The organism is Pseudomonas sp. HR1 (assembly GCF_030175875.1).
Lineage (GTDB): Bacteria > Pseudomonadota > Gammaproteobacteria > Pseudomonadales > Pseudomonadaceae > Chryseomonas > Chryseomonas oryzihabitans.
In genome coordinates, this window is record NZ_JASNRF010000001.1 from 506,475 (window position 1) to 525,056 (window position 18,582).

16 protein-coding genes are annotated in these 18,582 nt (G+C 68.0%); 9 read left to right on the forward strand and 7 right to left on the reverse strand.

From position 1 onward, the window contains the following. Positions 1–64: 64 nt before the first annotated feature. Genes QKY98_RS02285 through QKY98_RS02295 form a run of 3 tightly spaced genes read right to left on the reverse strand, consistent with a single transcriptional unit; the run spans position 65 to position 2,065 of the window. The gene (locus QKY98_RS02285) at positions 65–679 is read right to left on the reverse strand and encodes a trimeric intracellular cation channel family protein (RefSeq protein ID WP_042137396.1); all 615 of its coding nucleotides are present in this window, start codon (positions 677–679) and stop codon (positions 65–67) included. 16 nt (positions 680–695) lie between these two features. Further along, positions 696–1,244: an oligoribonuclease gene (gene orn / locus QKY98_RS02290; protein ID WP_042137346.1), complete on the reverse strand. Its 549-nt coding sequence runs from the start codon at positions 1,242–1,244 to the stop codon at positions 696–698. 50 nt (positions 1,245–1,294) lie between these two features. Then, on the reverse strand, positions 1,295–2,065 hold the full coding sequence (locus QKY98_RS02295) for a class I SAM-dependent methyltransferase (protein ID WP_027598845.1): 771 nt from the start codon (positions 2,063–2,065) through the stop codon (positions 1,295–1,297). 94 nt (positions 2,066–2,159) lie between these two features. Between QKY98_RS02295 and rsgA the strand changes: the two genes are divergently transcribed. Then, positions 2,160–3,182, forward strand: a complete 1,023-nt coding sequence (rsgA, locus tag QKY98_RS02300; protein WP_007161170.1) for a small ribosomal subunit biogenesis GTPase RsgA — start codon at positions 2,160–2,162, stop codon at positions 3,180–3,182. A 48-nt stretch (positions 3,183–3,230) separates the two neighbouring features. Here rsgA and QKY98_RS02305 read toward each other — a convergent pair whose 3' ends face one another. The 3 genes from QKY98_RS02305 to motA form a co-directional block, all read right to left on the reverse strand. Next, complete coding sequence (locus QKY98_RS02305) at positions 3,231–3,830, reverse strand: nitroreductase family protein (protein WP_115945172.1); 600 nt, start codon at positions 3,828–3,830, stop codon at positions 3,231–3,233. A 163-nt stretch (positions 3,831–3,993) separates the two neighbouring features. Further along, positions 3,994–5,157, reverse strand: coding sequence for a flagellar motor protein MotB (locus tag QKY98_RS02310; RefSeq protein WP_144961442.1), 1,164 nt, complete (start codon positions 5,155–5,157; stop codon positions 3,994–3,996). Further along, positions 5,157–6,008, reverse strand: a complete 852-nt coding sequence (gene motA / locus QKY98_RS02315; protein ID WP_017642892.1) for a flagellar motor stator protein MotA — start codon at positions 6,006–6,008, stop codon at positions 5,157–5,159. Before motA ends, QKY98_RS02310 begins: the two co-directional genes overlap by 1 nt. A 117-nt stretch (positions 6,009–6,125) precedes the next feature. Here motA and QKY98_RS02320 point away from each other — a divergent pair, with 117 nt between their 5' ends. The 5 genes from QKY98_RS02320 to QKY98_RS02340 are packed head-to-tail and all read left to right on the forward strand — an operon-like array spanning position 6,126 to position 13,384. After that, complete coding sequence (locus tag QKY98_RS02320; RefSeq protein WP_007161174.1) at positions 6,126–7,643, forward strand: HDOD domain-containing protein; 1,518 nt, start codon at positions 6,126–6,128, stop codon at positions 7,641–7,643. A gap of 59 nt (positions 7,644–7,702) precedes the next feature. Further along, a complete protein-coding gene (locus QKY98_RS02325; RefSeq protein ID WP_074584941.1) occupies positions 7,703–8,512 on the forward strand; it encodes a rhodanese-like domain-containing protein in 810 nt (269 codons plus the stop codon). 16 nt (positions 8,513–8,528) lie between these two features. Next, positions 8,529–9,437: an archaetidylserine decarboxylase gene (gene asd, locus QKY98_RS02330; RefSeq protein ID WP_077171405.1), complete on the forward strand. Its 909-nt coding sequence runs from the start codon at positions 8,529–8,531 to the stop codon at positions 9,435–9,437. A gap of 43 nt (positions 9,438–9,480) precedes the next feature. Continuing rightward, the gene (locus tag QKY98_RS02335) at positions 9,481–11,265 is read left to right on the forward strand and encodes a cyclic-di-GMP receptor FimW-related protein (protein WP_502945075.1); all 1,785 of its coding nucleotides are present in this window, start codon (positions 9,481–9,483) and stop codon (positions 11,263–11,265) included. A gap of 40 nt (positions 11,266–11,305) precedes the next feature. Continuing rightward, positions 11,306–13,384 (forward strand): EAL domain-containing response regulator, encoded by a 2,079-nt coding sequence (locus QKY98_RS02340; protein ID WP_284670290.1) that lies wholly within the window; start codon positions 11,306–11,308, stop codon positions 13,382–13,384. A gap of 27 nt (positions 13,385–13,411) precedes the next feature. Here QKY98_RS02340 and serB read toward each other — a convergent pair whose 3' ends face one another. Further along, a complete protein-coding gene (gene serB / locus QKY98_RS02345; protein ID WP_284670291.1) occupies positions 13,412–14,566 on the reverse strand; it encodes a phosphoserine phosphatase SerB in 1,155 nt (384 codons plus the stop codon). Between the two features lie 189 nt (positions 14,567–14,755). On the opposite strand from serB, the gene QKY98_RS02350 reads away from it, so the two are divergent. The 3 genes from QKY98_RS02350 (at position 14,756) to QKY98_RS02360 (ending at position 18,540) form a co-directional block, all read left to right on the forward strand. Then, positions 14,756–16,249, forward strand: coding sequence for an AhpA/YtjB family protein (locus tag QKY98_RS02350; protein ID WP_027598855.1), 1,494 nt, complete (start codon positions 14,756–14,758; stop codon positions 16,247–16,249). A gap of 21 nt (positions 16,250–16,270) precedes the next feature. Further along, a complete protein-coding gene (locus QKY98_RS02355) occupies positions 16,271–17,809 on the forward strand; it encodes a C13 family peptidase (RefSeq protein ID WP_027598856.1) in 1,539 nt (512 codons plus the stop codon). Positions 17,810–17,898: 89 nt separating this feature from the next. Next, entirely contained in the window at positions 17,899–18,540 is a 642-nt protein-coding gene (locus tag QKY98_RS02360; protein ID WP_017642883.1) for an oxidoreductase, read from the forward strand. The last annotated feature ends 42 nt before the right edge of the window (positions 18,541–18,582 follow it).

The following is an 18,582-nucleotide window of genomic DNA, read 5'->3' on the forward strand; positions in this document are numbered from 1 at the left end:
AAATGCCGCACAAAAGGCTCTAGGACAAGCCTTTCAGCGCGATACCGTGCAAATCGTCATGGCCTTAGCCGTGGGGATCGTCCGGATAGGTGAAGGTCGGCATCTGCCAGTTGAATCTCAGCGCCAGCAGGCGCAGCAGCAGCCCCGCGGCCAGGGTGATGAGCAGTGCCTGCTCTTCGCCGAGCCACGGGCGGCAGAGCAGGTAGCAGCCCGCAGAGAGTACCGCCACGCTGGCATAGAGCTCGCGCCTGAGGATCAGGGGTACGTCGTTGCAGAGGATGTCGCGCAGGATGCCGCCGCAGGTTCCGGTCAGGGTGCCGCTGACGATGACGATGGCCGGACTCAGGCCCATTTCCAGGGCCACCTGGCAGCCGATCACGGTAAAGGCCACCAGGCCCAGGGCATCGAGCACCAGGAACAACCGGCGCAGATAGCGCATGACCCGCGCGATGGCCACGGTGGCGAGGCCCGCGCCGACGGTGAGCGCGAGGTACTCCGGGTGCTTTACCCAGCCCAGCGGATAGTGCCCCAGCAGCACATCGCGCACCGAGCCGCCGCCCAGGGCGGTGACGCTGGCGATCAGCGCCACGCCGAACAGGTCCATGCCGCGGCGCCCCGCGGACAGGGCGCCGGTCATGGCTTCGGCAGTGATGGCGACCAGGTAGAGGATGGACAGCAGCACGGACGGGTGGCCGTCAGACCTTGATGAAGTGCTCGCGGTAGTGACGCAGCTCGGCGATGGAATCGCGGATGTCGTCCAGCGCCAGGTGGCTGCCGCTCTTCTTCACGCCGTCACGCACATGGGGTGCCCAGCGCGCGGCCAGTTCCTTGAGGGTGGAGACGTCCAGGTTGCGGTAGTGGAAGTAGGCTTCCAGCTCCGGCATGCGGCGATAGAGGAAGCGCCGGTCCTGGCAGATGCTGTTGCCGCAGATCGGCGATTTGCCCTTGGGCACCCATTGACGCAGGAACTCCAGGGTCAGGGCCTCGGCCTGGGCGGTGTCGACGGTGCTCTCGCGCACCCGCTGGGTCAGGCCCGAGCCGCCGTGCTGACGGGTATTCCACTCGTCCATGCCGGCCAGGATCTCGTCCGACTGGTGGATGGCCAGTACCGGGCCCTCGGCCAGCACATTGAGATCGCTGTCGGTGACGATGGTGGCCATCTCGATGATCACGTCCCGATCCGGATCCAGGCCGGTCATTTCCAGGTCGATCCAGATCAGGTGCTGAGGATTGGGGGCGGTCATGGTGAACTCCTTGATGATGGCACCAGTGTAGCAGCGCGCCTGCCGCGCACCTAACGGTGCCAGAGCAGCAGCCGGCTGCCGCGCAGGTCCCCTACCTCCAGCACCCGATCCGCCGGCTGGCCGGGAATCTCGAAGGTGTTGCTAATCAGCCAGCTGCCGGCGCGCTGCTCCGTGCGGGCCTTGTCACCCAGGCGTGGCATGGGCGCCGGCGAGAGAAAGCAGTAGACGACATCGAACTCGCCCAGCTCCACCCGCCAGAGATCGCGATAGCGCACCTGGCAATTGCGTCGCGGCAGGCAGCGCAGCCAGGCCAGGGCGAAGCTCAGCGGCGCCGTCTCCACGCCGACGAAGGTGGCCTGCGGAAAGCGCCTGGAAAGATCGACCAGGGTATCGCCCAGGCCGCAGCCCAGGTCGACGAAGCGAAAGGTCGGCTCGCGCTCGGCGAGCAGTTCGGCCAGCCGTTCGCGGGTCTGGCGGCCGGTGAGATAGAGCGGTACCCGCTCGCGCAGGCTGTTCCAGTTCAGCAGCAGGAGCAGCAGGAAGCCGAGCGCGGCGATGCCCGCCGAGAGCCCGCGACCGCTGACCAGATAGAGCGCCGGGGCGAACAGCAGATTGATGAAGACCCACCAGCGGGCGAGTCCCAGCAACTCGCCGAGCAGGGCCGCCAGTACCGCCTGCAGGCAGACCAGCGCCAGCAGCGAGGGGCGCTGGCCGGCGAAGCTGGCCCACAGGCGGATGCCGACGACGGCGACCACCAGGGCGGCCAGTTGCACCAGCACGGCCAGCAACAGCGGATAGCGCGAGGCGAGATGGGCCAGCATGGGGGCTCCGGAGCGACGAGGTACGCCAAGTTTAGGTAATCCGCGAGGGGCGGCCAATGCTAGACTCAGCGGTCCTGAAACCCGCGGACATCCCATGGCCAAACGCCACCTGACCCGTCGCCAGAGCTGGCGGATCGAGAAAATCCAGACCGAACGCGCCGCCCGCGCGGAAAAGCGCGAATCCAAGCTGATCGACGAGCTCGAGGGCGGCGATCTGGGCCCGGAGCAACAGGGCTTGGTGATCGCCCACTTCGGCGTTCAGGTGGAGGTCGAGGATGACGACGGCCAGCTGCAGCGCTGTCACCTGCGTGCCAACCTGCCGACCCTGGTCACCGGCGACCGGGTGGTGTTTCGCGCCAGCCTCCAGGGCAATGGCGTCATCGTCGCCCAGCTGCCGCGCCGCTCGGAAATCTGCCGGCCGGACATGCGCGGCCTGCTCAAGCCGGTGGCGGCCAACGTCGACCGCCTGGTGATCGTCTTCGCCCCGCTGCCCACGCCCCACGCCAACCTCATCGACCGCTACCTGGTGGCCGCCGAGCACGCCGGCATCCAGCCGCTGCTGCTGCTCAACAAGGCCGACCTGATCGACGAGCACAACGGCCCGGCGCTGGACGACCTGCTGGGCATCTACCGCGAACTGGACTATCCGCTGCTGGAGGTCTCGGCCCACAACGGCCTGAGCATGGACCAGCTCAAGAGTGCCCTGGACGAGCACGTCAGTGTCTTCGTCGGTCAGTCCGGGGTGGGCAAGTCGTCGCTGGTGAATGCCCTGCTGCCGGGCGTCGATACCCGCGTCGGCCCGCTGTCCGAGCTGACCAACAAGGGCACCCACACCACTACCACCGCCCGGCTCTTCCACTTTCCCGACGGCGGCGACCTGATCGACTCGCCCGGCATCCGCGAATTCGGCCTCAGTCACGTCAGCCGTGATGATGTCGAAGCCGGCTTCAAGGAATTCGGCGACTACCTGGGCCACTGCCGTTTCCGCGACTGCAAGCACGAGCGGGAGCCCGGTTGCGCCCTGCTCGCCGCCCTGGAGCGCGGCGACATCCATCCGCAGCGGATGGCCAGTTACCGGCATATCCTGGCTAGCCTCGAAGGCGAGTCGCGCTACTAGGCAAAACGCCGGGCAAGCCCGGCGTTTTCTTATATCAGTCGACGACCATCAGCCAAAGACGCGGAAGCGCTCGGCATCGTCCATGAAGCCCTTCTCGGGGAAGTCGCCTTCGTTGGAGCCGAAGGGCATCTGGGCGCGCAGGTGCCAGGTCTCCGGCAACTTCCACTCGGCGGCGGCCAGGGCGTCGGGCAGCGGATTGTAGTGCTGCAGGCTGGCGCCGATGCCGGCATTGGCCAGGGCCGTCCATACCGAGAACTGGGCGATGCCGCTGGCCTGCTCCGACCAGATGGGGAAGTTGTCGGCGTAGGCCGGATACTTGTCCTGCAGGCCGGCAATCACATGCCGATCCTCATAGAACAGCACGGTGCCGGCACCGGCCGCGAAGCTGTTGATCTTGCCTTCGGTGGCGGCGAAGGCGTCGGCCGGCACGATCTGCCGCAGCGCCTGCATGACGAAGCCCCAGAACTTGTCGCTCTCGGCGCCGAACAGGATCACCGCGCGCGAACTCTGCGAATTGAAGGCGGAGGGCGACAGCTTGACGGCCTCCTGGATCAGCGCGGTGACCTGGTCCTGGGCCAGCGGCAGATTCTTGCCCAGCGCGTACTGGCTGCGGCGGCGCTTGATGGTGTCGATAAAGGCGTTGCTCATCGGAAGGCTCCTGCAAGGGAATCGGAGATCGGGAGACCGCGCACGAGGGCGCAAGGTGCCCGATCCGTCATGAAACCCCTGCAGCTTAACCAGCCGTCTTCACGTCAACGGACGAAAAAACCGAACGCTAGCAGCGAATTTTCCTATCTATCAGCGCGACCGTTCAGGGCTTGCTCTGGATGACACCCGCATCGAAGGCATTGATCTGCTGCTTGAAGGCCGCGTTGTTGATGGGTTGCGCCAGGTTACCGGTGGCGCTGACGCCACCGCTGGAGACCCCGCTCCGGCTCGCCGCCGGGGCGGCGCCGGCCGCGGGCTTGGGTGCCTGGTTGCCGCCGGCGCGTCCCTCGATGGCCTGCTGGGCCTTCTTGGTCAGCACGATGATGTCGATGCGGCGGTTGACCGGATTGAGCGGATGCTCGCGATCGAAGGGGGCCGAGGAGGCATAGCCGACGATCCGCGCCACCTGCTCTTCCGGATAGCCACCGGCGATCAGCGCCCGGCGTGCGGCGTTGGCGCGACCGGCGGACAGCTCCCAGTTGCTGAAGTCACCCTTGCCGTTATAGCGCGCCGCATCGGTATGGCCGCTGATGCTGATTTTGTTCGGCACCTGGCGAATGGTGTCGGCCATGGCCAGCAGGATGTCCTCGAAATAGGACTTCAGCCGCGGACTGCCGGAGTCGAACATCGGCCGGTTCTCGGCATCGACGATCTGGATGCGCAGGCCGTCCTGGGTGATTTCCAGCAGGATCTGGTCCTTGAACTTCTGCAGCTCCGGATTCTGCTCGATCTTGTTCTGCAGCTCCTGCAACAACAGCTCCAGGCGCTCCTTGTCGACCTGCTCGGCGATCTTTTCCGCCTGGCTCGGATCCATCTTCGCCTGGCTGGCATCCTTCTGCTGCTGGGCGGCGGCGTCGTTTGGCTGGCGCTTGTCGGACGGATCGGGGGCCTGGGTGGGGTCAGGGGTGACGCGGTTGGAATCGTTGGGGTCGGCGCGCTCCTCCATGTCCGGGTTGACCTTGTTCTGGGTCGAATCCGGTTGCGCCTGGATCTCGGGATTCAGGGTGCGGTCGGGCGCCGGCGTCGGCGTACCGCCCAGGTCGATGACATAGGGGCTGGCGCTTTCGGTGAAGCCGATCGGATCCTGGAAGTAGCCGGCGATGGCCTTCTTCTGTTCCGGGGTGGCCGAGGACATCAGCCAGAGCACCAGGAAGAACGCCATCATGGCGGTGGCGAAGTCGGCGAAGGCGATCTTCCAGGCGCCGCCGTGGTGGCCGGCGGCGCTCTTCTTGACGCGCTTGACGATGATCGGCTGGTTGTTGTCCATCAGCTGCCCCGCATCGCCTGCTCGAGCTCACTGAAGGACGGCCGGTGCGCCGGGAACAGCACCTTGCGACCGAATTCCACGGCGACGGTGGGCGGCATGCCGCTGGCAGCGGCGACCAGGCAGGCCTTGATGGCCTCCAGCACATTGAGTTCTTCCTTGGCGTCGTGCTCCAGGCAGGTCGCCAGCGGTCCGAAGAAGCCGTAGGCCGCGAGAATACCGAGAAAGGTCCCCACCAGGGCCGCACCCACGTGGCCACCGATGGCCGCCTGGTCGCCCTCGCCGAGCATGCCCATGGTGATCACGATGCCCAGTACCGCGGCGACGATGCCGAAGCCGGGCAGGCCGTCGGCGACCCGCGACACGGCGTGGGAGGGGTGCTCCAGCTCTTCCTTGATGCCGGCCAGCTCCATGTCGAACAGGCCTTCCAGCTCGTGGGGGGCCATGTTGCCGGAGGACATCAGCCGCAGGTAGTCGGCGACGTAGGCGGTCATCCGCTCATCCTTGAGGATGTTCGGGTACTTGCTGAAGATCGGACTGGCCTTGGGGTCCTCGACGTCCGCCTCGATGGACATCATGCCCTCGCGCCGGCTCTTGTTGAGGATCTCGTAGAGCAGCTTCAGCACGTCCAGGTAGAAGGCGTGGGTGAAGCGATTGCCAAACATCTTCAGCGACTTCTTGAACACCTGCATGAAGGTGCTGCCCGGGTTGGCCTGCAGGAAGGCCCCCAGGGCGGCACCGCCGATGATCAGGACCTCGAGCGGCTGGATGATCGCAGCGATCTTGCCATGCGCGAGGATGTAGCCGCCGAGGACAGCCGCGAATATCACGATGATGCCGATGATTTTTGCCATGGTTGGGAATACTGTGTGCTAAGGAAAATTGAGCCGGGGAATCACCCTCACGCCCCCTTTATCGGACCCGGCGCCCCGGACTGAAGGCCTTTCATCAAATTTCAAGGCGACCGTCGTATGTCCAGCCGCCCGAACACCGTCGAAGACTGGGTCAAACACCTGGAAGGCGTGCGCCTGCCGGTGGCCACCGCCACCGCGGAGCGTCTGCGCCGCGCCCTGGCCGATGGCCGTCTGGCGTTGCATGAGATCGCCGAACGGCTCTGCGAGTCACCACCCCTGGCGCTGGCCCTGCTGCGCGAGGCCAATCGCGGCCATGCCAGCCTCGGCGATCCGGCCGCCAGTCTGGAAGCCGTGCTCGGCCGTGTCGGTCTCGGCCCGGCGGAGTACCTGATCGCCCGCCAGCCGACCCTGCCCGAGGAACGCCTGCCGCGTCCGCTGCGCCAGCTGTGCCTGGTCAGCCAGCACGCCATGACCCTGGGGCTGGGCCTGTTCGGGGTGCCCCTGGCGCGACTGTGGCCGGACATCCGTCTGGCCGCCCTGCTCTTTCTGGCGCCGCTCTGGCCGCTGGCGACCCGCTATCCGGAACTCTTCGAGGAATGGGAGCGACGGGTGCTGGGCGAAGGCGAACCGGCGATAAAGGTCGAGCGCGAGCTGCTCGGCGTGCCGGCGATCCGTCTGTGCCAGGCGCTGGCCCGCCACTGGCAGCTGCCCGAGTGGATCGTCGAAGGCTATCGGCTGCTGGACCAGGATCGCCGGCAACTGGTCAGGGCGCTGCACATCGCCCATGGCGACGATCCCCTCGAACAGCAGCAGCGCCTCGACGACGACCCCACTCTGCGGCGCTGGCTGACCCACCCCGGCAACACCATCCTCCTGGCCAATGGCCTGGCGCTGGCCAGCCACCATGCCTGGGACGGTCCCCACACCCTGCGCTGGCAACGCTTCAGCGCCCTCTACCTGCAACTGCCGCTGGCGCGGGTGCAGAGTCGCAGCCACGAACTGGCGGTGCAGGACGCCCAGCGCCATGCCCGGCCCGGCCTCTGGCACCCGGCCGAAGGCCTGGTCTGGCCGCCGGGCGAACGACGCCTCAAGCCGGTACCCCGGGTCCAGGTCGCCAGCGAGGGGCAGGCGCAGCGCTGGCGCGGACTCTGCGAGCAGTTGCTGCACACGCCCAGCGCCTTCGCCACCCTGCCCCAGCTGTTCGATTGCGCCCGCCAGGCGCTGGTGGCCTGCGGCCTGCCGCGGCTGCTGCTGCTGACCCCGGATCGCAACGGCCAGAAGGGCAATGTCCAGCTGCACCATGGCCTGGACGACGCCCCCGGCCTGCAACTGGACATCGCCAGCCATCCGCTGCTGGCCAAGCTGTTCGGCAGCCCCGGCCAGTTGCGCATCGATGACGGCAACCGCGCGCGTTTCGCACCGCACCTGCCCGCCGATCTGCGCCGGCTGTTCAGCAACGAACGGCTCTGGCTGCGCAGTCTGGGCTTTGGCGAGCGGGTGGTGCTGCTGGCGATCCTGGACAGCGAACTGCAGCCGGCGGATCCCCGTCGGACCGCGGCGCTGGACAAGACCTTCACCTGCATCGAGCGCGCCATCGGCACCTTCGCCAATCGTCCGCGGGTACGACCGACCTGACGCTGGCCGGTCAACCTCGGTACACTTCACCTTTGCTACGGACCGACGGGAAATCCGCGATGCCCTTTTCCGCCCTGCCCCTGGTGATCGAACCGGCCGATCTCGCGGCGCGCCTGGATGCGCCCGAACTCATCCTGGTGGATCTCTGCAGCGCCGCCCACTATGCCGAGGGCCATCTGCCCGGCGCGCGCCATGTCGCGCCCGCCCGCACCCAGCTGGGCAGCAAGCCGGCGCCCGGCCTGCTGCCGGCCCAGGCGGACCTGGAGCAGCTGTTCGGCGAACTGGGCCAGCGCGACGAAGCCGTCTACGTGGTCTATGACGACGAAGGCGGCGGTTGGGCCGGACGCTTCATCTGGCTGCTCGATGTCATCGGGCACGGCCACTATCACTACCTCAACGGCGGCCGCCAGGGCTGGATCGCCGCCGGCCTGCCGCTGAGCACCGCGGTGCCCGCGCCGGCCGGGGCACCGGTCGCCCTGACCCTGCACGAGGAACCCACCGCCAGCCGCGCCTATCTGCAGAGCCGGCTGGGCGCCGAGGATCTGGCCATCTGGGATGCCCGCGGCGCCGACGAATACCGCGGCGAAAAGGTGCTGACCGCCCGTGGTGGCCACATTCCCGGGGCGATCAACTTCGAGTGGACCGCCGGCATGGATCGCGAGCGCCAACTGCGCATCCGCGAGGACCTGGGCGCCGAACTCGAACGCCTGGGCATCACCCGCGACAAGGAAATCATCACCCACTGCCAGACCCATCACCGATCCGGCTTCACCTACCTCGCGGCCAAGGCCCTGGGCTATCCGCGGGTCAAAGCCTATGCCGGCTCCTGGGGCGAATGGGGCAACCACCCCGACACCCCCATCGAATGACTGCCAAGGACCTCCCATGAAACTGCAAGACCGACTGTTCATCCTCGCCCAGCACCTGCTGCCGCACCATCTGCTGTCGCGGGTGATCGGCGGCTTCGCCGAGTGCCGGGCGCCCTGGTTCAAGAATCTGCTGACCCGCTGGTTCGTCCGTCACTATGACGTCGACATGCGCCAGGCCCAGGTGGAAGACCCCACCGCCTACGAGAACTTCAACGCCTTCTTCACCCGCGCCCTCAAGCCCGGCGCCCGTCCGCTGCCGGCCGAAGACGGCGTGGTGGTGAGCCCGAGCGACGGCGCCATCAGCCAGCTCGGTCGCATCGAGCACGGCCGCATCTTCCAGGCCAAGGGCCACAGCTACAGCCTGCTGGAGCTGCTCGGCGGCGATGGCCTGCGCGCCGCGCCCTTCATGGGCGGCCATTTCGCCACCATCTACCTGTCGCCCAAGGACTACCACCGGGTGCACATGCCGCTCACCGGCACCTTGAAGGAGATGGTCTATGTGCCCGGCCGCATCTTTTCGGTCAACCAGCTCACCGCCGAGAACGTGCCCGAACTGTTCGCCCGCAACGAGCGGGTGGTCTGCATCTTCGATACCGCCGTGGGCCCCATGGCGGTCATCCTGGTCGGCGCCATGATCGTCGCCAGCATCGAGACGGTCTGGGCCGGCCTGGTCACGCCGCCCAAGCGCGAACTCAAGAGCTTTGCCTACGACGAGGCCGCCCGCGCGCCCATCACCCTGCGTACCGGCGACGAGCTGGGGCGCTTCAAGCTGGGCTCCACCGCCATCGTGCTGTTCGGCCCGGACGCGGTGAACTGGTCCGCTGAACTCGGCGCGTTGTCCACCGTCAACATGGGGCAACTGCTGGGGGTTCCGACCACGTCGGCCCCCTTGACCACCGTTTCCGAGCCAGGGCCTCTCGCCTAGATGCGCGGTTCATTGCCCATCGAACCAGGAGTGTGCGCGGCGAATGGATAGCAAAAGGCCACAGCTCATGTTGCGGGTACCGACGCCCGATCAGCGCAGCCTGACGTTTTGTGACGCCACCCCGGCCGGCCTCAAGCGCTGGCTGGAGCAATTGCCACGGGCCAAGCTGGGCGAATTCGCCCGGCTGCTCTATCAGGGCCTGCTGGAACTCAACCGGCTGATCTTGACGCCGGAAGCGCGCCTGCGCCTGCTCGAAGCCCTGCGCTCGGACGTGCAGCGGGTCTGCCAGCAGCTCGAACGTCATGTGCTCAACCAGGCCATCGTGCTCGACGAGCGCTCGCGCAAGGTGGCCAATCTCTGCCAGGCCCTGCAGAACCTGCTGGCCGCCGGCTACAAGCTGATCGTGGTCGAGGAAAGCGAGCGCGGCGAACGCAGCACCCTGCTGGCCACCGCCATCCAGCGCGCCCTGCGCGCGCTGCTCGGGCCGCTGATCCGCGCCGCCCAGCTCTATACCCCGGTGCACGACAACCTCTGGCTGGAGCTGCACCAGCTCTATCGGCTGGCAGTGACCACCGGCCTGCACAACCAGAAGATCCGCGACGAACTGCTGCCCGGCGACGGCAGCCAGACCATCACCCAGGCATATGGCGCCGCCCTGCTATTTGGCGCTGCGCGCTGCAACCAGCTGCGCCAGAGCCATATCGCCCAGCTGACGCTGCACCTGGACGACTGGGCCAGCCTGATCCGCCTGCAAGGGCCCGAACAGAACGGCACCCTGATGGTGGTGGCGCCGCAGATCGACGCCCCGCCGCGTTATCGTTCGCTGTTGCGTGAAGCCAATCTCAACGGTCTGCTCGGTCTTGCGCCGCAACAACTGGTGCAGGCCATCGAGGACTACTTGGCGCTGGCGCCGGAGCAGCGGCCGCGGGCGCGCCTGCCGGTGCACGGCGACCTGTCCCTGGATCTGCTGCAGCACCTGGTCGGCGCCTGGGGCCAGGAGGCGGACCGCGCCTTCCAGCGCATGCCCGGCCAGGGCCAGGTGCAGGTCTGCATCGGCATGAGCGCCCTGCACTACCAGCTCGCGGGGGGGCAGGTGTTCGCCGACACCCTGCGCCTGTCGGCGCAGGCCGTGCCGGACGCCTTTGCGCCCAAGCCCAAGGAAGACGTCTGGTCGCTGGCCTTCGATGCCGATACCCGCGCACCCGACGCGCTGGACTGGAGCGCCGAGTCCCTGGAAGAAATCCACTACGACGTCCTGCCCGGCGACGGCGAGGCGGCCAGTCCGGCCTTTCCGATCCATGCGGTGCAGGTGGTCAATCACAGTCCGGGCGGCTATTGCCTGAGCTGGAGCGGCGAGGTCCCCGAGCAGCTGCAGGCCGGCGAACTGCTCGGCGTGCGCCTGCCCGAGGATCACAACTGGGGCCCGGCGGTGGTGCGCTGGGTACGCCAGGTGCCCGGCAGCGGAACCCACATGGGCGTCGAACTGCTGGCCCCCACCGCACGGCCCTGCGGGCTGCAGCTGCTGCGCAAGGCCGAGCAGAACAGTCAGTACCTGCGTGCCCTGCTGCTGCCGGAGATCAAGGCCATCGACCAGGCGCCGACCCTGATCGCGCCGCGACTACCCTTTCAGGAGGGCAGCAAGGTGCAGATCAATCAGCAGGGCAACGAGCAGCGCGGCATGCTCGACCGGCGTCGCAGCATGACGGTCAGCTTCAGCGTCTTCGAATATCACCTGCTGGAACAGAGCGGTGCCAAGCCCAGCGGCGGCCCTGCCGGTGGTGGCGCCCGGCAGGAAGAAGACTTTGACTCGCTGTGGAAGTCTCTGTAGCTTCGATAAATCATCGTTATCGCCAGGGCGCGAATAGACCATGGCCGCCGAACACAGTGCGATCCGCCTGTTACTGCTCGAAGCATCGCAGAACGAGGCGGAACGCCTGGTCAGTCTGTTCCGCAATGCCGGACGGGCGACGCGGGCCCAGCGCCTGGCCGACCCTGCAGGTCTCGACGAACTGCTGTCCCAGTCCTGGGACCTCGCCATCCTCGCCCCGCCCTCTCCCGAGCTCGACAGCCTGAGCGCGCTGCGCCAGTTGCGTCGCCGCGTCCCCCAACTCGCCGTCATCCAGCGGGTGCCGCCGGACGATCCCGCAGCGGTGCTCGACGCCCTGCGCCTGGGCGCCCGCGATGGCATCGCCAGCGACAACGACGAGCACCTGTTGCTGGCCAGTCTGCGCGAACTCGGCAACCTGGCGGAACGCCACGAACGCCGGCGCCTGGAGCAGGCCCTGGCCGAGGCCGAACAGCGCTGCCAGCTGCTGCTGGCCAACGCCGTGGAGGCGGTCGCCTATGTCCACGACGGCCTGCATATCCACGTCAACTCGGCCTATGTGGAGCTGCTGGGCTATCCGTCCGCGGAAGACCTGGAGATCACGCCGCTGATGGATCTCATCGCCGCCGCCGACCAGCCGGCGCTGCGCGAAGCCTTCCGCCAGTTGCGCGACGACCCCAGCCCCCGCGAACTGGACTGCCGGTGCGTCCGCCAGGACGGCAGCACCCTCGGCGTGCGCCTGCGCCTGACGCCGGCCATCTACCTCGATGAACCCTGCGTGCAGCTGCACCTGCGCGAGGAACGCGCGGCCCCGGCCGCCGAGGCCCTCGAGGAACAGCTGCGCGAGGTGCGCTTCCAGGACACCCTCACCGGTCTGCTCAATCGCAGCCGCATGCTCGAACTGCTCGAAGACGCCCTGGAGCGCGCCCGACTCGGCGCGCCGGCCAGCTTCGCCTACCTGAGCATCGATCGCTATCCGACCCTGCTGGCGGAGCTGGGCATAGGTGCCATGGACGAGTTGCTGGTAGCCCTGGCCGAGCGCCTGCGCGAGCACTTCGGCACCCTGGTGACCCTCTCGCGCTTCGCCGATGATGCCTTTACCGCCCTCCTGCCGCAGGCGGCCGACGCCAGCCTGGACAGCGCCTTCGAGCGCCTGCTGGGTCGTCAGGAGCGGCAGCCGCTGACCCTGGCCGGGCGCACCCTGGCGATCAGCTATTCCATCGGCGTGGTCAGCCTGGACAACCACACCAAGAGCGCCGGTGATCTGGTGGACCGGGCGCACCGCTCCGCGCGCCAGGTCGCCCAGCGCGGCGGCAACGCCTGCAAACGCTACGATCCCCAGGAAGAGCTGGCCGCCGCCGCCAATCGCGGCAATCTGGTGGCCATGGTCAAGCAGGCCCTGCAGCAGAACGGCTTCCGCCTGCTGTTCCAGCCGGTGATCGGCCTGCGCGGCAGCAGCCACGAGTACTACGAGGCGCTGCTGCGGCTGGTCAATCCCCAGGGCGAAGAGGTCTCCCCGACCGAATTCGCCCGCACCGCCCGCGACAGCGGCCTGAGCGGCCAGATCGATCGCTGGGTGATCCAACAGGCGGTGCGTCAGCTGGGCGAACACCGCGCCCGCGGCCACGGTACCCGCATCTTCGTGCACCTCTCGGGCGCGACCCTGGGCGATCTGGAGTTGCTGCCCTGGCTGCGGGAAACCCTGCAGGGGCAACAGCTGGACGCCGAGGCGGTGATCTTCCAGCTCAGCGAAGAAGACCTGCTGGCCCAGCCGGAGCAGGCCCTGGCCATGGCGCAGCGCCTGCGCCGCCAGGGTCATCCGGTCACCCTGAGCGGCTTTGCCGCCGGCGATCCGCCCCTGGCGTCGCTGCGGCTGCTGGTACCGGATTACGTCAAGCTGTCGGGCAAGCTGATCAAGGATCTGGGACAGCCGGAGCACCAGGAGCGGCTCAAGGCCATGGTCGCCGAGTTGAGCGCCCAGAACGTCCAGACCATCGCGCCCTTCGTCGAGAGCGCCAGCGTGCTGGCCCAGCTCTGGCAGGTCGGGGTGCACTTCATCCAGGGCTACTACCTGCAGGAGCCCAGTCAGGCGATGGACTACGAATTCCACCCCGAGCACTAGGGCTCGGGGTGGCCGTCGAACGCGACCTCAGCCGCGGGTAAGCCGGTCTTCCACGCCGAGCAGATAGAGCACGCCATCCAGGCCCAGCACGCTCACCGACTGACGCGCGGACTGGCGCACCAGCGGCTTGGCGCGAAAGGCCACGCCCAGCCCAGCCAGGGTCAGCATCGGCAGGTCGTTGGCGCCGTCGCCCACGGCGATGGTCTGCTCCAGCGTCAGGCCTTCACGGCTGGCCAGTTCCTGCAGCAGATCGGCCTTGCGCTGGGCATCGACAATGGGCTCGACGGCGCGGCCGGTCAGCTTGCCGTCGACGATCTCCAGTTCGTTGGCATAGACGTAGTCGATGCCCAGACGTGCCTGCACCTGGCGGGCGAAATAGGTGAAGCCGCCGGAAAGGATGGCGGTCTTGTAGCCCAGCCGCTTCAACTCGGCAAACAGCCGCTCGGCGCCCTCGGTCAGGCGCAGCCCGGCACCGATGTCTTCCAGTACCTCTTCGGACAGGCCCTGCAGCAGCGCCATGCGCTCGGTGAAGCTGGCGCGGAAGTCGATCTCGCCACGCATGGCGCGCTCGGTGATGGCCGCCACCCGCTCGCCGATGCCGGCGGCCTTGGCCAGTTCATCGATGACCTCGGCCTGGATCAGGGTGCTGTCCATGTCGAACACCGCCAGGCGGCGATGCTGACGCGGCAGATCGTCAGGTTGCCAGCCGATGTCGGCCTGGCCTTCCTGGGCCAGCGCCAGCAGCCCCGCGCGCAGCGCCTGGGGCTCGTGCGGCTCGCCGGTGACGCGCAGCTCCAGGGCGGCGCGCGTGGTCGCGCCCGGCTCGCTCAGGGCGCGGATGGCATGGATGTTCAGGCCCTGCTCGCGGCACAGCGCGGCCAGGCGGGTCAGCGGCAGATCGGCCAGGGTACGACCCATCAGCGTCAGGACATGGGCTTCGCCGGTTTCCGGCGCCGGCTGCGCCAGGGGCGCCACCTGCAGGCCCAGGGCCTGCAGCGCCTGCTGCAACGCGGCGCCAGCACTTGCCGGGCTGACCAGCAGGGTCACGGCGGCACTGTTGTCCAGCCCCTGCTGCTGCAGCGATTCCAGCCGAGCACCGGCCGCGGCCAGGGCGCCGGTGAGAGCAGCCAACCAGTCGGCGGGCAGGATGCCCACGGCCTGGAGTCCGGTAACGTCTTGCATGGCGATCCCCTCGCGGAAAAGCGCGCAGTCTACCCTTTCGCCCCGACGGTGCCGAGCCATGGGCACCGGCTGGCGGCGGGAGTCCACCGCCGGCCTCTTTTGCGGGCGAAGCCCTGCATTCGCCGTTTTCGCACCCCAGGCGCGCTGGTTATACTGGCCGCACATTTTTTGTCCAAAGAAACGATTTCTGTGACCCGCCCCGCGACCGTCAAGCCCGATAATTTCTTCCTGCTGATCTACCGAGCCCTGCGCCAGCGTCGTGTGCCGGTGGCCTTGCGCATCGTTTCCCACAGCCTGCTGCTGGTGGCGGCCGCCCTGGTGATCTATGCCGGCATCATGAGCATGCAGTTTCGCCATGCCATGCAGCAGCAGGCCGACGCCGTCGGCCAGAGCCTGGTGACCCAGACCGCCAACTCCGCCGCCGAATTGCTGGTGGCCAACGACAACCTCAGTCTCAATGTGCTGCTGAGCAACCTGGCGCGCAATCCGCTGGTGGCCCATGCCGCGGTCTACAGCCCGGACAACCGGGTGCTGGCCGAATCCGGCACGCGCCCGAGCCAGGGCCTGCTGACCGCCACCGACGGCATCTACAGCACGCCGATCCGCTTCCAGGACGTCACCGCCGGCCAGGTGCGCCTGGCGCTGGACATGGACCAGTTCCAGCAGCCGATGATGATCAGCCTGCAGAACATGGGACTGCTGGGCCTCATCCTGCTGGCCCTGACGCTGATCCTCAGCCTGCGCCTCGGGCGCCAGCTGTCGACGCCGCTGCTGGAGCTGCGCGTCTGGCTGCGCGATCCCGATGACCCCGCCCCGGGCGCCGGGCGCCTCGACGAACTGGGCGACCTGGCCCGCCAGCTGCAGAGCCGCCTGGTACCGCCCAAGCCGCCCAAGGCGGAAGTGGCCGACGAAGACGACGATCCCTTCGCCGACGAGCAGGGTGGCCTGAGCGTCAAGCCGCCTGCGCGCAAGGCCGCCGCCAAACCGGCCGCGCGCAAGGCGCCCGTGGCGGACGCCGACAGCGAGCTGGACGCCGACGCCTTCGCCGAGCTGGTACCGGACTCCTTCACCGAGCCGCCGCCCACGCCCGCTCCGGTGGTGCCCACCGAACCCGATATCGTCACCTCCGCGGTGCTGGCCATCCAGCTCGGCGCCCAGGACCAGCTCAGCCGGCTGCCGCGCAGCCGCCTCGAACAGCTGCTGGAGCGCTATCGCGACTGCCTGCAGCAGGCCACCGAGCTCTATGACGGCGAACTCCACACCCTCAAGGACGGGGGCAGCCTGATCCTCTTCCACGAGCGCAGCGACGACGACGACTACCTGACCCGCGCGCTGTGCTGCGGCGAGATCATGCGTGCCCTGGGTCATGCGCTGCAGGTGGAAGTGGTTGGCAGCGGTGCAACCCTGCAGCTGCAACTGGGTCTGACGCAGGGCGAACGCCTCGCCGGCCTGGAGCTTGCCCAATTGCTGGAAAACACCACCGTGCGCAATGCCCAGGCGCTGAGTCGCCACAGTCGCAACCTGTTGCTGGTCGAGCAGAGCATCGCCGAGGACGAGCTGCTGCGTAAACGCGCCCGTATCCGCACCATCGCCAGCCCCGCCGGGGCCAGTTGCGTGGAACGTCTCCTGGAACCCTACTCCGCGACGCTGGAGCGTCATCTGGTCCGGCTCGAGGCGCGTTAAAGCGCCCACCCGACCCCACCTATGAGCGCCCTCCTGCCCCGTCTCGCCCTCGTTGCGCTGTTGCTGGCGGCCTGCGCTGCCCAGGCGGCGCCCAACGCGAGCAGCGTGCGACTGCCCGATGGCGGGGTCTATACCGGCGAGATCGTCAGCGGTCTGCTCAACGGCAGCGGGCGCATCGAGTGGCCCAACGGCAACTGGCTCAAGGGCCGCTTCAAGGACGGCCTGGCCGAGGGCCCCGGCGAACAGCAATTCGCCGACGGCACCTACTACCAGGGCACCTTTCGCCGCGGTCTCTACCATGGCCAGGGCAATCTGATCAGCAGCAGCGGCTGGGAGTACCACGGCAGCTTCGTCAACGGCCGCATGCAGGGCCAGGGCTCCAAGCTCGACAGCGACGGCACCCAGACCATCGGCACCTTCAACGACGGCCACCTCAACGGCGTCGGCCAGTGGCAGGAGCCGGGCGGCGATCGCTATGACGGCGAATTCGTCGACGACCAGTTCGAAGGCGCCGGCGTCTATCGCAGCGCCGGTGGCGATCTCTGGCGCGGGCGCTTCAGTGGCGGCGAGCTGACCGGCAACGGCGAATTCGTCGGCAGCGACAGCAGCCAGTACCGCGGCGCCTTCCGCAACTGGAAATTCGATGGCCAGGGCGTGCTCACCAACAGCGACGGCAGCGTCTATCGCGGCAACTTCGCCGATGGCGTCTATGCCGGCATGGGCGTCCTGACCCGCGCCGACGGCCAGGTGGAACGGGGCCTCTGGGAAGGCGGCAAGCGCATCCGTGACGATCAGGGCCAGTACATCGCCGATCCCCTGGAGCGCGCCCTGCTCGACCAGGGCAAGGTGCTCGACCAGGAATTGCAGCAGATCCCCGCCTCCACCCCCGCCACCGAACTCTATGGCCTGGTCCTGGCCGGTGACGGTGGCCAGGGCGTATTCCAGCGCGAGGCCAACTATGTGGCCAACTTCCTGACCACCACCTGGGGCGCCCGCGACGTCGTCCACCTGATCAACGCCAAGGACATCCGCAGCGACCATCCGCTGGCCACCCGCGAGAATCTCTACCAGAGCCTGCAGGCCCTGGCCCAGCGCACCGGTCCGGAAGACCTGATCCTCATCTACCTGACCAGCCACGGCTCGGCCGACCATCAGCTGGTGCTCTCCCAGCCGGGCTTGGATCTCTCCAGCCTGCCGGCGGCGGAGCTCGGCCGCCTGCTCGCGCCGCTGCGCGGACGCGACAAACTGATCATCGTCTCCAGCTGCTACAGCGGCGGCTTCATCCCGCAACTGCAGGACGACCATACCCTGGTGATGACCGCCTCCAAGGCCGATCGCACCTCCTTCGGTTGCACCGACGAAGCCGATTTCACCTACTTCGGCCGCGCCCTGTTCGCCGAGGCCTTCCAGCACACCGACGATCCCGAGCAGGCCTTCCAGCGCGCCCGCGACACCGTGTCGGTGCGCGAGAAGACCGAAGGCTTCGACCCGTCCGAGCCGCAGCTCTGGGCGCCGCCGGCCGTGCTGCAGAAGTGGCGCGCCTGGCGCGCGGGTCGCTGAGAACTGCCTTTGCCTTGGGGCTTTGACGAACAACCGGAACGCCTGAGGTCCAACCTGACATCAGCGGTCGCCGCTACAAGGAGAGCCCCGTGTACCTGACGCCTCAGCATGCCCTCATCGCCGGCGCCACTGGCCTGACCGGCGAACACCTGCTCGACCGCCTCCTCAACGAGCCGACGGTCCCCCGGGTGCTGGCGCCGACCCGTCGCCCGCTGGCGGAACACGCCCGGCTGGACAATCCGGTGGGTGACCTAAACAGCCTGCTGCCGACCCTGGAAGGCCCGCTGGATGTGGCCTTCTGCTGCCTGGGCACCACCATGAAGCAGGCCGGCTCCGAAGCCGCCTTTCGCGCCGTGGACTATGGCCTGCCCCTGGCGGTCGGCCAGCGCGCCCTGGAACTGGGCGCCCGTCACTACATCGTGGTCAGCGCCATCGGCGCCGATCCGCAATCCTCGATCTTCTACAACAAGGTCAAGGGCGAGCTGGAAGAAGCCCTGCGCGCCCAGGGCTGGACGCAACTGACCCTGGCCCGACCGTCGCTGCTGATCGGCCAGCGCCAGGAAGAACGCCTGGGCGAGCGCCTGGCCGCCCCCTTGTCGCAATGGCTGCCCGGCAAGTGGCACGGCATCGAAGCCGCCGTGCTGGCCCGCGCGCTATGGCGCCTGGCCTTGGAAGAAGGCAAGGGCGTGCGCGTGGTGGAATCGGACGAATTGCGCAAGCTGGGGCGATAGAGGCGTAGAGCCAGGGGCGGGGTTGCCGCCCTCGCGGTCATG

Bases quoted from the DNA above. Each gene is read 5' to 3' on its own strand.
- asd (WP_077171405.1), top strand. From the start codon at position 8,529: ATGAAACTGCAAGACCGACTGTTCATCCTCGCCCAGCACCTGCTGCCG.
- QKY98_RS02335 (WP_502945075.1), top strand. From the start codon at position 9,481: ATGGATAGCAAAAGGCCACAGCTCATGTTGCGGGTACCGACGCCCGAT.
- QKY98_RS02310 (WP_144961442.1), bottom strand. From the start codon at position 5,157: ATGGACAACAACCAGCCGATCATCGTCAAGCGCGTCAAGAAGAGCGCC.
- orn (WP_042137346.1), bottom strand. From the start codon at position 1,244: ATGACCGCCCCCAATCCTCAGCACCTGATCTGGATCGACCTGGAAATG.
- QKY98_RS02340 (WP_284670290.1), top strand. From the start codon at position 11,306: ATGGCCGCCGAACACAGTGCGATCCGCCTGTTACTGCTCGAAGCATCG.
- QKY98_RS02320 (WP_007161174.1), top strand. From the start codon at position 6,126: ATGTCCAGCCGCCCGAACACCGTCGAAGACTGGGTCAAACACCTGGAA.
- motA (WP_017642892.1), bottom strand. From the start codon at position 6,008: ATGGCAAAAATCATCGGCATCATCGTGATATTCGCGGCTGTCCTCGGC.
- rsgA (WP_007161170.1), top strand. From the start codon at position 2,160: ATGGCCAAACGCCACCTGACCCGTCGCCAGAGCTGGCGGATCGAGAAA.
- QKY98_RS02305 (WP_115945172.1), bottom strand. From the start codon at position 3,830: ATGAGCAACGCCTTTATCGACACCATCAAGCGCCGCCGCAGCCAGTAC.
- serB (WP_284670291.1), bottom strand. From the start codon at position 14,566: ATGCAAGACGTTACCGGACTCCAGGCCGTGGGCATCCTGCCCGCCGAC.
- QKY98_RS02295 (WP_027598845.1), bottom strand. From the start codon at position 2,065: ATGCTGGCCCATCTCGCCTCGCGCTATCCGCTGTTGCTGGCCGTGCTG.
- QKY98_RS02325 (WP_074584941.1), top strand. From the start codon at position 7,703: ATGCCCTTTTCCGCCCTGCCCCTGGTGATCGAACCGGCCGATCTCGCG.
- QKY98_RS02355 (WP_027598856.1), top strand. From the start codon at position 16,271: ATGAGCGCCCTCCTGCCCCGTCTCGCCCTCGTTGCGCTGTTGCTGGCG.